General features: G+C 32.1%; 11 protein-coding genes and 1 tRNA gene. 1 reads left to right on the forward strand and 11 read right to left on the reverse strand.

What is annotated here, in order from left to right:
- Positions 1–8: 8 nt before the first annotated feature.
- The 9 genes from rsxE to polA form a co-directional block, all read right to left on the reverse strand.
- Positions 9–602 (reverse strand): electron transport complex subunit RsxE, encoded by a 594-nt coding sequence (gene rsxE, locus DWX74_RS04250; protein ID WP_006440816.1) that lies wholly within the window; start codon positions 600–602, stop codon positions 9–11.
- Positions 603–614: 12 nt separating this feature from the next.
- A complete protein-coding gene (locus tag DWX74_RS04255) occupies positions 615–1,184 on the reverse strand; it encodes an RnfABCDGE type electron transport complex subunit G (RefSeq protein WP_118548857.1) in 570 nt (189 codons plus the stop codon).
- Positions 1,184–2,164, reverse strand: coding sequence for an RnfABCDGE type electron transport complex subunit D (locus tag DWX74_RS04260; protein WP_118548858.1), 981 nt, complete (start codon positions 2,162–2,164; stop codon positions 1,184–1,186). Before DWX74_RS04260 ends, DWX74_RS04255 begins: the two co-directional genes overlap by 1 nt.
- A 21-nt stretch (positions 2,165–2,185) precedes the next feature.
- The gene (rsxC, locus tag DWX74_RS04265) at positions 2,186–3,529 is read right to left on the reverse strand and encodes an electron transport complex subunit RsxC (protein WP_118548859.1); all 1,344 of its coding nucleotides are present in this window, start codon (positions 3,527–3,529) and stop codon (positions 2,186–2,188) included.
- 611 nt (positions 3,530–4,140) lie between these two features.
- The gene (locus DWX74_RS04270) at positions 4,141–5,634 is read right to left on the reverse strand and encodes a C40 family peptidase (protein ID WP_118548860.1); all 1,494 of its coding nucleotides are present in this window, start codon (positions 5,632–5,634) and stop codon (positions 4,141–4,143) included.
- A gap of 105 nt (positions 5,635–5,739) precedes the next feature.
- Positions 5,740–7,827: an ABC transporter substrate-binding protein gene (locus tag DWX74_RS04275; protein WP_118548861.1), complete on the reverse strand. Its 2,088-nt coding sequence runs from the start codon at positions 7,825–7,827 to the stop codon at positions 5,740–5,742.
- Positions 7,828–8,388 carry a lytic transglycosylase domain-containing protein gene (locus DWX74_RS04280; protein ID WP_118548862.1) on the reverse strand — a complete coding sequence of 187 codons (561 nt, stop codon included), beginning with the start codon at positions 8,386–8,388 and terminating at the stop codon, positions 7,828–7,830.
- A complete protein-coding gene (gene coaE, locus DWX74_RS04285; protein WP_118548863.1) occupies positions 8,378–8,980 on the reverse strand; it encodes a dephospho-CoA kinase in 603 nt (200 codons plus the stop codon). The genes DWX74_RS04280 and coaE overlap by 11 nt, the downstream gene beginning before the upstream one ends.
- A gap of 8 nt (positions 8,981–8,988) precedes the next feature.
- Entirely contained in the window at positions 8,989–11,643 is a 2,655-nt protein-coding gene (gene polA / locus DWX74_RS04290) for a DNA polymerase I (RefSeq protein ID WP_286164192.1), read from the reverse strand.
- A 221-nt stretch (positions 11,644–11,864) separates the two neighbouring features.
- On the opposite strand from polA, the gene DWX74_RS04295 reads away from it, so the two are divergent.
- Positions 11,865–11,946: transfer RNA gene (locus tag DWX74_RS04295), tRNA-Leu, on the forward strand.
- A gap of 196 nt (positions 11,947–12,142) precedes the next feature.
- Here the strand turns inward: DWX74_RS04295 and DWX74_RS04300 are convergent.
- Entirely contained in the window at positions 12,143–12,370 is a 228-nt protein-coding gene (locus DWX74_RS04300; RefSeq protein ID WP_118548865.1) for a hypothetical protein, read from the reverse strand.
- Positions 12,371–12,460: 90 nt separating this feature from the next.
- A partial coding sequence (locus tag DWX74_RS04305; protein WP_199647548.1) for a transposase occupies positions 12,461–12,998 on the reverse strand: 538 nt, incomplete at its 5' end.

Below are 12,998 nucleotides of genomic sequence, written 5' to 3' on the forward strand. Positions count from 1 at the left end.
CACCCCCATTATGCCTTTTTATTTTTTAATTTATTGAATCCTGCGAATAAGAATCCTAAAGTTAAGAATGCTCCTGGAGGAAGTATGAATATTAATATTGGAGTAAAGTGTGCTCCAAATAAGCTAAATCCAAATAAGCTTCCGTTTCCAAGTAATTCTCTAACTGCTCCTATTACTGTTAGAGCTAGTGTGAATCCTATACCATTTCCAAGACCATCTGCTGCTGATGCAACAGGACCGTTCTGGCTTGCGAAACTTTCTGCACGAGCAAGTATTATACAGTTAACAACTATAAGTGGTATATATAAACCTAGTGCTTGATCTAGTACTGGTATATACGCTTTTAATAACATACCAACAATTGTAACGAATGTAGCTATAACAACTATGAAAGATGGTATTCTAACTTTATCAGGAATTACCTTTCTTAAAAGTGATATTGCTATATTTGAACATGTAAGAACTACCGCAGTAGATAATCCCATACCCATACCATTTATTGCTGAAGTAGTAACAGCTAGAGTAGGACACATACCTATAACCTGTACAAATGTTGGGTTTTCATCTATTAGTCCATTTTTAAAGACTTTACCGAAACTCATTTAAAACCCTCCTTATTTATTTAATGCGTTGAATACATCTATCGCAGCATTTACACCATTAGTAACTGCTGTTGATGATATTGTTGCACCTGATATTGCAAGTATCTGATTGTCTCCTGATGCACTACCTTTAGCTACTTCAAGAGGTTTGTCTGTTTTCTTTCCGTCATACTGTCCATTGAATGCTTCATCTTTAGCTTTAGCACCTAGACCAGCTGTTTCTGACATTGAACCTATATCAACACCTGTTATAGTTCCATCTGTTGATATACCTATTATAACTTCTATAGCTCCACCGTATCCACTTGGAGTAGCTTTGAAAGTATAACCTACGTTTTCTGATCCGTTAAGACCTTCATAAGCTTCTACTATAAGGCCATCTCCTTTTCCATCGAATTCAGAGGCATCTAACTGTTTGAAATCAGTAGCATCTGGAAGTACAGACTGTCTAAGTTCATTGTTAGCCTGAATATTTCTTTCTTCTATTACTGGAGCTGTTATCTGGTTAGTTCCTGCTAGTAGGAATGATGCTACAGCACTTATAACTAATAATGTTCCACCAACTTTTACTGCACTATTCATTATTTTGCCTCCTTCCCGAATACTCTATTTTTAACGAATTTATCTATTAAAGGAGCAAGACAGTTAACAAGTAATATTGAGTAAGATACACCTTCTGGATATCCACCGTATAATCTTATAACTGAAGTGATTACACCTGCAAGAACTGCATATATAACCTGTCCTTTTTTAGTCATAGGAGATGTTGCGTAGTCTGTCAGCATGAAGAATCCTCCAAGCATTAAACCACCTGCCATTAACTGATATATAGCGAACTGTAAGTTAAATCCACCTAAAAGGAAAGTTAAAACGAATACTGTTACTATATATGCTACTGGCATTACATAACTTATAATTCCTTTATATATAAGATATACTCCACCTAATATAACTAGTAATGCACAAGTTTCACCTATACATCCACCAGTATTTCCAAGGAACATATCTGATAATGATATATTGTTTGCTGCAAGATCTGCTAAACCAGCTGGACCAGCTTTTAAGAAACTAAGTGGTGTTGCTGTAGATACAGCATCAAGATTAGCTGATGATACAAAGTTAACACCAGTTTTAGTCCATGCAGTCATAGCTACTGGGAATGATGCTAATAAGAATGCTCTAGCTGCTAATGCAGGGTTGACAAAGTTGCATCCTATACCACCGAATACCATTTTAACAACTACCATTGCAAATATTCCACCTAATAAACACATCCACCATGGAAGTGAAGCTGGAACGTTGAATGCTAATAATAAACCTGTTACAACAGCTGAAAAATCACCTATTGTACTTTTCTTTTTCATTATTTTACAGAATATATGTTCTGATCCCACTGTACCAAGTATACAGAAGAACATAGCACTTAAAGCATTAAGTCTGAAGTAGAATAGACCTGCAAGTGCTGCTGGAACAAGTGCTATAATAACCTGTTTCATTATATATGATGTATCTTCATTACTTCTTACATGAGGAGAAGATGATACTATCAATTTATTTTCCATTGTTTTTCCTCCTGACTTTTATTATTTTTTCTGTGCTGCCTGCTGTTTTCTTCTCTTAGCACCGATTTCTCTCTTAGCTGTTCTTATTGTCTGAACAAGAGGTCTTCTAGCTGGACATATGAATGAACATGAACCACATTCTATACAATCCATAGCATTGAATTCTTCAGCTCTATCGAAATCATTTTTCATTGAATATGCACTTATTAATAATGGCTGTAAGAATGATGGACATACGTCTGTACATCTACCACATCTTATACAGTTCTGCATTTCTGGAGTTCTTGATTCTTCTTCTGTTAAAAGAAGTATACCTGAAGATCCCTTATTAGTTGAGATTTCTGTATGCCACTGTGTGAATCCCATCATTGGTCCACCCATGATAACTTTACCAAGGTTAGTACCTTCTTTGTATCCTCCACACTGGTCTATTATTTCATTTACTCTAGTACCTATTTTTGTTACTAAGTTTTTAGGTTCTGCTATACAAGGACCTGTTACAGTAGTTATTCTTTCTACTAAAGGCATACCTGTTGTTATAGCATCTGCTATAGCAGCCGCTGTACCAACGTTGTCAACAACAGCTCCAGCAGCTATTGGAAGTCCACCTGATGGAACTTCTCTACCAGTACATGCATATATTAACTGTTTTTCAGCACCCTGTGGGTATTTAACTTTTAATGTAACAACTTCTATTTCTGGGAAGTCTTTTGCTACATTCTGAACAGCTTCTATAGCATCTGGTTTGTTTTCTTCAATTCCTATAAATCCTTTTTTAACATCTAGAACTTTCATTAAAGCTCTACATCCTAAAACAACTTTTTCTGGCTGTTCTAGCATTAATCTGTGGTCAGCTGTTAAGTAAGGTTCACATTCTGCACCGTTAAGTATTACGAACTCTGCAGTTGATCCTGGAGGAGGACATACTTTAACGTGAGTTGGGAATGTTGCACCACCCATACCAACTATACCAGCCTCTTTTATTATTTCTACTATTTCTTCTTTTGAAAGATCTTCTAACTTGCCATGAGGTTTAACGCTTTCATGAAGTTCTTCTTTAAAGTCATTTTCTATAACTATACACATACCTTTACCATTTGGTATTTCATGTGGTTCTATAGCTATAACTTTTCCTGATACAGAAGAATGTATGTTGGCAGAAACGAATCCACCAGCTTCAGCTATTTTCTGGCCTAGCTTAACTTCATCTCCTACTTCAACTATAGGTTTTGCCGGAGCACCTATATGCTGCTGAATAGGAATGTAAACCACTTTAGGAGCTTCAGCTCTTTCAATTGGCTTTTTGTTAGAGTACTCTTTTCCATGTGGAGGATGTATACCTCCCTTAAAAGTTAAGAGTTTCATTATTTTACCCCCTATCTATAATAAACAATTTTTCTATCATATATTAGTATACTATATATAATAAAAATACTTAAGTATTGTTAAAAAAATATCTCCAATTTTACTCACAAACTTTAGAAATCTACCTTAATTCAGGTATTTTTTCTTATTTGAAACCTATACCTAGCAGAATTAAAGATATATGTTTATATATTTTTTTATTTTGTCATTCTATTTGTCTATTTTTCAACAATTGTATCTTGTATACATATGTAGATACAACTACACACTAAAAACAGGCTTTAAAATATAAGTCATCATAAAAAAGTATAGCCTAGTGTAAAATTTCAAGCTATTTATTTTATCCAACACCTTTTTAACTTCTATATTATAATTTATATTCAAAAATTTTTCAATCGTTTTCATACTTTATCGTCATTTTTTATACTTTACGAATATTTTCTTTCATTTTTTTAATAATTTTACAAACGTATTCACATTTGTATGTATTTACTCCAAAAAATGATAATTTTTATAAAACTACAAGTTCTAAAAATACATAAAAAAAGACATCAGTACAATTTTTTGTATGATGTCCTTATTTATATAACTATATTTATTTTTAAAATCAATTAAACAAATCTTCTAGCCCCTAAAAGTACGTTTCCGTAATATCCATTTAATGAGCTTACTTTTACTGAACCTGGTTTTGACTGAGTTCCACTACAGTGTATGAATTTATCTCCACCTATATATATACCGACATGGCTTACACCGCTTCCTCCAGTATTAAAGTATAATAAATCTCCTTTTTTGTAGTTACCTTTTTCTACTGCAGTACCTGCCTGAGCCTGATCTCTTGAAACTCTTGGTATGCTAATTCCTGCTGCATTTCTGTATACCCACTGAGTATATCCAGAACAGTCAAAGCTTGAAGGTCCATTTCCACCCCATTTATACGGAACTCCTAATAATGTGTATGCATAATCAACTATTTTATCTCCAGTAGCAGAGCTTTCTCCACTTCCAAAAGATCCATTGTTATTACTAGAGTTATTATTTCCTGAACTAGTGTCATTACTACTTGCTCCACCGCTTAAAGGTTCATCTGTTGGAGTAACATAATCTCCGCTTACCCAACCTTCAACACCATTAGCTGTTTTAATCTTGTACCAGCCACTAGATTTTTCCTTAACTTCTACAACACTTCCACCTGCTAGAGAACCAACTATAGAATTACCTGTTCCTGGTCCTTTTCTTATATTTAGACCTTTTGATATAGTTACTTTAACTCTTCCTGATACCGCTGTAGATTCATTATTCTGTGGTGGTTTATTATTCTGAGATGATCCTGAATTTGAAGTAGATTCATTTGTAGAGCTTACATACTGTCCACTTACCCAACCAGTACTTCCGTTAGATAATACAACTTTTACCCAACCTCCAGACTTCTCTTTTACCTGAACAACACTTCCTCCAGCTAAAGAGCCAATTATAGCATGATTTGTTCCTGGTCCTTTTCTTACATTTAGGCCACTAGATGTATTTACCTTTACGTTTCCTGAAGTTGCTACAGAATCATTCTGTGATGATGAATTGTCCTGAGAACTAGTATTTCCTGAGTTAGTTGGTGTATTTACTAGATACTTACTACTAGCCCATCCTACTTTACCAGACTCTGTTTTTATCTTGCTCCATCCATTGTCCTTTTTCTCTATTACCTGAACTTTTTCGCCATTTTTTAAAGATGCAATTACACTTCCAGATGTAGAAGACTCACTTCTAACATTTAAGCTAGAATTTACTGAAACATAAGCTATATATCCTGCACTCTCAGAAGATGACGAGCTGCTAGAATTACCTCCAGAAGTACTTAGGTACTGCCCACTTACCCAAGCTGTTTTTCCTGAAGAATCTTTTATCTTAACCCATCCTTTTGATTTTTCAAGAACTGTTACCTTAGCACCCTTATGAAGTACTCCCCGTTTACTATAACTTATTCCAGGACCGCTTCTCATATTAAGAGCATCAGCCGTAACTGTAGCTGTTTCAAGTGCACTAGAATCAGCAGAAGACATCGCTAATGTAACCGCACTTATTCCTAGCGCTGCTATTGCTTTTTTCATCAAACCACCCCCATATATAATATCTATTTAAAAGAATTTTCCATTATTTTTTATACCTATTTATAGAATATCTTATTTTACCAAATAATGCAAAAACTTTATAAATTATTTTGAAGGAGTTACCATTTCTATACCTCTATACTGGTCATAATCATTCATATATAAATCAGTTTTTAGTCTTTTATTTATAATCATATAATTATCTTTTACACCTATACTTATAAATAATGCATTGTCTATGCAATATTTTTCTATATCTGCATAAATTTTCTTAATATCCTCTTCGCTAGTTGCCCCCTGTATCTTTCCTAATCTCTCATTTAGTCCTGCATCATTAGGACATATAGCTTTCATAATTTCTGTTATATTAGGGATACTAGATATCTGCCATCCTGTAACAGCTAAATCATATGATCTATTAGCTAATGATTTCTGCATACCAAGCGAATCTAAAAGTACAACCTCTGACTTAATTCCAACAGCCTTTAAGTTTTCAGATATCATATTTGCAGATTTGACCCTTTCACTATTTTCTCTATTTACAATTATTTTTAAAGTTATAGAATTTATCATAGTTTTTATTTCTTTTTCTGTGTAATAAGGATTTTCTTCTTTTTTAGGTTTTTTATTATCTACATCATTTTTATTCTGTGTTGTATTGTTATTTTGATTGTTGCTGTTCTGATTATTATTAGCCGCATTATTATTTTGATTATTTGCATTTTCTTTAGTGTTATTAGCAGTTCTAACAAGATTTGTAGCTATAACAGAATCATTATTTTCATCAGCAATTTTTTCAAATTCTTTCTTATCCTCATCAGTAGAATAAACAGTATTTCTAGTTTCTTCAGAAGAATCTATAATTCTAGTTGCTCCATTACCTGCTGATTCTCCACCTGAAGAACTTCCCGCATTAGAGTTTCCACCGTTCTGAGCTCCAGAATCACCTCCACTAGGTGCTTGATTTGCATCTGATCCACTATTATCTGAAGTACCTGTATTGTTGCTAGCTCCACCAGAATTTCCAGAACTACTAGGTTTATTAGAGGAGTTTGTTTTATTATTTCCACTACTTGAATTCACCTTATTATTAGGTTTATTTGTAGCATTTACCTGCGTTTCCTTAATCTTATCCTTCTTATTAATTTTTATCTCTTTCATATATTTTTCAGCATTTTCTGTGCTATATTCCATATTTTTTATAGAGCTTTCATAATATTTAGATTTAGAATTTATAGGAATATTTACAGAATGTACATGCCCCATATATCCATTTTCTATTATCGCAGTTCTATTTATTGCAGAAACTATTACCTTTCTAAAATTAGCATTTGCAAGAAGTGGATTTGACTGATTTATTATAACAGCATCATAATCTCTTCCCTCATAAGACTTAATGTCAAACCGGCTATTCTGGAACCGGCTTAAATTATCTGAATCTGCCTTAACCATATCGCTCTCTAATGCCTCAACTGTAGAAACAACAGCATCCTCATTTGGAACAATATTTACATTTATATTCATAGCACTCTTTGGAATATCTCCATAGTAATCTTTATTTACTTCTAGAGATATTCCCTCTCTATCTGAATAACTTGCAATTTTATAAACTCCATTACCTACCTTATTTGCATCAACATTATTTATGTCTTTTCCAGATAACTGAACCTTGCTTATTATAGGGAATGTTAAATTTTCCTTTGCAAATGCAGCATTATTTTTGAATTTTATAGTAAGATTTTTTTCTCCATTTACTATAACATCAGATATATTCTGCACCATATAATTATATGGACTTGTTTTATTAGATCTTATTGATGAAACAGTAAAAGCTACATCATCAGCTGTTACAGGATTTCCATCATGCCATTTCGCATCCTTTAAAACTATATCCATCTGCTTACCATCAGATGACATTTTACTATTTTTTACTAGCTTAGGTATTGCATTATAGTTTTTATTAAGCTCAAAAAGCCCATCATATACTAAATTCAATACATTTAAAACACTTTCATCCGTATTAGTAATTGGACTTATCGTACTTGGTTTCTGTATTGCCAACTGTATCTTTTCTGAGTATGTTTTCTTTGTATCGCTTGCCTTTTCTTCTTTTTTATCGCCATTAAAAGCCGAACATCCCCCTACTGCAAGGGCTACGGCTAATATCATACTAATAATCTTAGTTTTTTTCATCTAATTTGCTTCCTTCCCGCAGTATATTTTTTTATACATGGCATAATTTCTATTTACTTTATCCACATATTTTAATGTTTCTTCAAATGGAATATCATGAAGATTTACTCCATCTTTACTATATTCCTCATCTTCTAGCCATTTTCTTACATTTCCTGAACCACCATTATAGGCTGCTATGACTAAATCTCTCTTTCCAAACTCCTTATAAAGTCTGGCTAAATACCAACATCCTGTCTTTATATTTGTTTCAGGCTCAAAAATCTTTTTACTATCTATTCCTATTTCCTTTTCCGCCCATTTTGCCGTAGTATCACTTATTTGCATAAGTCCCTTGGCTCCTTTATGAGACTGTGCATCTGGAATAAATTTACTCTCAGCTTTTATAACACTATATACTAAATATTCATCTATATTGTATTCTTTTGAATACTTTTGAACGTACTCATTATATCTTCTTGGATAAAACATTTCTTCAATAGACTTAAAATTAAATCCAATAAAAATTATTGAGAATAAAATCAAAACTAAAATCACTTTTAAGCTGGTTTTATTTTTCAATTTTTTCCTCTAGCTTTCTAATCAGCTCTTCTGCTTTTTCCTCTAACTGATTTAATGTTCCTGAATTATCTACAACAAATTCAGCATATTTCACCTTTTCCTCTTGAGGCATCTGTGATTTTATTCTACCCATAGCATCATCTTCACTGCAGTTATCTCTAAGTATTACTCTCTGTAACTGTACATCTTCCGAACATGTAACAACTACTACTGTATCTAGCATACTTACAAAACCAGCTTCTATTAGAAGTGCAGCGTCGATTACAGCCATTTTTTTTCCTCTTTTTTCATATTTATCAAGATCATCATTTATCATTTTTCTTATAGCTGGATGCGTTAAACTATTTAATTTTTCTAACTTATTATCATCGCTAAAAACTATTTTTCCAAGATTTTTTCTGTTTAGAGTACCGTCTTCATCTATTACAGAACTACCAAAGGCATCTTCAATAGCCTTTAGTAGTTCTTTGTCTTCATATATTTCTCTTCCTTTTATATCTGCATCTATTATAGGTATACTGTGCTTTTTCAATATATTAGAAAGACTACTTTTACCACAACCTATGCTTCCTGTAAGTCCAATCTTTAGCATATAATCACCTACTTTGTTTCATACCAAGAAACGCCAGTATTTAAGTCTACAGTAAGTGAAACCTTCATATCTACTGCGTTTTCCATCTCTTCTCTAACTATTTTTTCAACTTTTTCAAGTTCATCTATTGGAGTTTCAACGATAAGCTCATCGTGTACCTGAAGTATTAGTTTTGATTTTAACTCTTCTTTTTCTAATCTTCTAAATACATTTACCATCGCTATCTTTATAATATCAGCCGCACTTCCCTGTATAGGTGCGTTCATTGCAGCTCTTTTACCTCTATTTCTTTCCATAAAGTTTTTAGATTTTATTTCAGGAATATATCTTCTTCTATTGAACATTGTCTGAGAATATCCATCTTTTTCAGCAGTTTCAATAATATTATCCATAAATTCCTTTATTTTTTCGTACTTAGCAAAATAACTTTCTATGTACTGTTTTGCCTGTGGTACAGGTATGTTTAGGTCTTCAGATAGACCAAAATCAGTTTTACCGTATATTATTCCAAAGTTTACAGCTTTTGCAGCACTTCTAAGCTCTGGAGTAACCTCTTCTACTGGCACGTTAAATACCTGAGATGCAGTCTTTCTATGTATATCTTCCCCATGAGCAAATGCATCTATCATATGCTCATCTCCACTCATATGCGCAAGAACTCTAAGTTCAACCTGAGAATAATCGGCATCTACAAGTCTTTTTTCTTCATCCGAAACAAATACAGCTCTAAGTCTTCTACCTATTTCCATTCTTACAGGTATATTCTGTAGATTTGGCTCTGTAGAAGAAATTCTTCCTGTTGTAGTTATAGTCTGATTAAATGTAGAGTGTATTCTACCATCTATTGGGTTTATAAGAGCAGTAAGCCCTTCAACATATGTAGAATTTAATTTTACTATCTGTCTATATTCTCCTATTTTATCTATAATAGGATGTTTATCTTTTAATTTTTCAAGAACTTCAGCATTAGTTGAGTATCCTGTCTTTGTTTTCTTAATTACAGGTAGTTCTAATTTTTCAAATAAAATTACCCCAAGCTGTTTTGGAGAGTTTATATTGAACTCTTCACCTGCATATCCGTATATTTCTTCTTCTAGTGAAGATATTATCTTTGTAAACTCTTTTCCAAGCTCAGCAAGCATCTCTTTATCAACTTTGATCCCTGTATACTCCATATTTCCAAGTACTTCTACAAGTGGCATTTCAACATCGTTGAATAATTTTTCTATTTCTGTACTTTCTATCTCTTCCTTCATATTAGGCATAGCATTTACTACAGTATTTAGAATTGAAGAAATATATCCAGAAAGCTCTTCTCTTGTTAAATCCTCAAATTTTTTAGCCTTTACACCTTTTCCAAGTAGCTCTTCTTTAGATTTAACAGACTTCATAAGATATTTCATTGCTATTGCACTACATTCACTTGTGTTAGTATATGTAGAGTCTATTAAGTACTCTGCTATAGCTATATCAAATGACATACCTTTTAAGGCTATTTCATAAGGCATTAGTGCCACATAGTCTTCTTTCATGTTATATCCATATTTCTTTATATCCTTAGACTCTAAAACTTCTCTGAAGTCTATTACTTTATCTTCAGATAAACAGAATACTTTATCTCCATCTAATGTAATATACATAGATATTATATTCTTTTCTAAAAGATTTCCTGTTTTAGAAACTACCTTTAATGCAAACTCTCCCTTTTCTTTTATAATAGATATCAATTCTGAAGAATTCACATCATAATTTACATCTATCTCTGTTGAGTTATCTTCCGCCATATTAGAATCCCCGCTCATATCCATAACCTTTTTTATAAGGCTTGTAAATTTGAAGAACTGGAATTTTTCTATAACATCTTCTACTTTGTAGTCTCCAAATATCATCTTATCTAAATCAAATTCTATTGGAACATCTCTTACAATAGTAGCAAGCCATTTACTGTGTATAGCTTCTTCTTTATTTTCTTCTATCTTTTTCTTAATACTTCCTTTAAGTTCATCTGTGTGTTCAACTAAGTTTTCTATACTTCCAAACTGTTTTATAAGTTTTATACCTGTTTTTTCACCTACTCCAGGCACACCAGGTATATTATCCGATTTATCCCCCATAAGTCCTTTTAAATCTATAAACTGTGTTGGAGTCATTTCATATTTTTCTATTACCGAATCATAGTTATATTCTTCTACATCTGCTACACCTTTTTTAGTTATAAGTGTAGTAGTCTTATTAGATGCTAACTGTATAGCATCCTTATCTCCTGTAACTATAAATACTTCAAATCCGTCTTCTTCTGCAGCTTTAGATATAGTACCTATTATATCATCTGCTTCATAGCCGTCTATTTCAAATCTCTCTATTTTAAAAGCATCTAGTAGATCTTTTAATGGCTGCATCTGTTCAAACAGTTCCTGAGGCATTTTCTTTCTTCCAGCTTTATACTCGCTGTATTCTTTATGTCTAAATGTAGGAGCCTTTCTATCAAATGCAACGCTTATATGAGTTGGCTCATATATTTCTATCATTTTGAACAACATTGTTGTAAAACCATATATTGCATTTGTATGAAGTCCTTCTTTATTGTCCATTGTCTGTGGAAGAGCATAAAAAGCTCTATTTATTATCGAGTTTCCATCTATTATGATGAGTCTTTTATTCAAATTTATCACTCCGTTTTCCATTTTTTATTTCAGTTTTTCTTGTCAATTCTTTTTTGCATTACTTATATTATATTATCATAACAGAGTGAATTTTTTTAGTATTATATCTTAATAAAAAATAAATCTTTTTTAAATTATATATTTTTTTGATTTTGTATGTGTTATAATGCTTGATTGAAATATATTTAATTGTTATAATATGTATTATAGTTTTTTAACTTGCCGCTGTGGCGGAATGGCAGACGCACATGACTCAAAATCATGCGGGAAACCGTACGGGTTCAAGTCCCGTCAGCGGTACCATAAAATTATATATCTTTCAAACACATTGGAAACACTAACTTTTACGTTGGTGTTTTTCTATTTTTTGTGGTTTGTAGGGGAATTGTATCTCTTTTTTTATAAAATACACTCTATTAAATCTAAAAGTCCACATAAAAAAATACTGCCATAGAACACCTTTAAAAGGTGTTCTTATGACAGTACCTTTAACTGACACCTAACGGTTGTCAGTTTTTTTGTATTCAAATTTAGCTCCACAATTAGGACAAATTAATTCTGGCATGTTTTTTTCATTTAGCGAAGCTACCGCTTCTGATGAAAAGAACACATCTTGTCTTAATTCTTCTAAGATAAATTCTGGTACTCCTTTTTCAAATCCACAAGACTTACACTCATAATTGTATAACTTTTGTCCTTTACTCATTTCTTCTAATTCTTTTAGCATGTTTTTTCTCCTAATAATTTTAATTACGTTAATTATACACTATTATTTATATTTGAGCATAGCAAAGCTAGCCTATTTATTAATAGACTTTTAAAATAATTCTATTTGTGTTGTTGTATATAAAGAAATTTCTTTTTCTATAGTTTCTTCGTAGATTATTTTTTTATAATTTGATTTGTCTAGAGCATTGTATATTAATCCATATTTATAATTCCATATTTCCCATAGAATCATATCTTTCCCACAATTTTTACAAATATAAGGATTTACTCCAAATGTTTCTAGTAATCTATCTTTAAAATTTTTCTTTACTGAATTCTTTTTTCTTAGCAACTTAGATATATTTCTATATTTCATAAAGTTATATAATTTCAATATTTCTATGCTTAATTTATTTTTTACCCTTGAATATAAACCATATCTTCTTGCAACTCTAAAACCCTTCGGGTGAATATGTTGAGTTATTTTACCTATAAATTCTAATACATCCACAGTTATTTCTCTTTTTTCTTTAGGTATTTTGTTCTCATACCAGTAGGTCACATTTCTCCCATCGTAATTAGTTATTCTATATTCAGCGATAGCTGGTCTAGCCAAATATCTACCTATATATTGAGTTGCCTGTTTT

This window comes from Peptoclostridium sp. AF21-18 (genome assembly GCF_003478825.1).
In the GTDB taxonomy this organism is placed as follows: Bacteria; Bacillota; Clostridia; order Peptostreptococcales; family Peptostreptococcaceae; genus Peptacetobacter.

What these genes read in the sequence shown, in the direction of transcription:
- coaE (WP_118548863.1), bottom strand. Translation starts at nt 8,980, where the DNA reads ATGCTAAAGATTGGACTTACAGGAAGCATAGGTTGTGGTAAAAGTAGT.
- DWX74_RS04260 (WP_118548858.1), bottom strand. Translation starts at nt 2,164, where the DNA reads ATGGAAAATAAATTGATAGTATCATCTTCTCCTCATGTAAGAAGTAAT.
- rsxE (WP_006440816.1), bottom strand. Translation starts at nt 602, where the DNA reads ATGAGTTTCGGTAAAGTCTTTAAAAATGGACTAATAGATGAAAACCCA.
- DWX74_RS04255 (WP_118548857.1), bottom strand. Translation starts at nt 1,184, where the DNA reads ATGAATAGTGCAGTAAAAGTTGGTGGAACATTATTAGTTATAAGTGCT.
- DWX74_RS04300 (WP_118548865.1), bottom strand. Translation starts at nt 12,370, where the DNA reads ATGCTAAAAGAATTAGAAGAAATGAGTAAAGGACAAAAGTTATACAAT.
- DWX74_RS04275 (WP_118548861.1), bottom strand. Translation starts at nt 7,827, where the DNA reads ATGAAAAAAACTAAGATTATTAGTATGATATTAGCCGTAGCCCTTGCA.
- DWX74_RS04270 (WP_118548860.1), bottom strand. Translation starts at nt 5,634, where the DNA reads ATGAAAAAAGCAATAGCAGCGCTAGGAATAAGTGCGGTTACATTAGCG.
- rsxC (WP_118548859.1), bottom strand. Translation starts at nt 3,529, where the DNA reads ATGAAACTCTTAACTTTTAAGGGAGGTATACATCCTCCACATGGAAAA.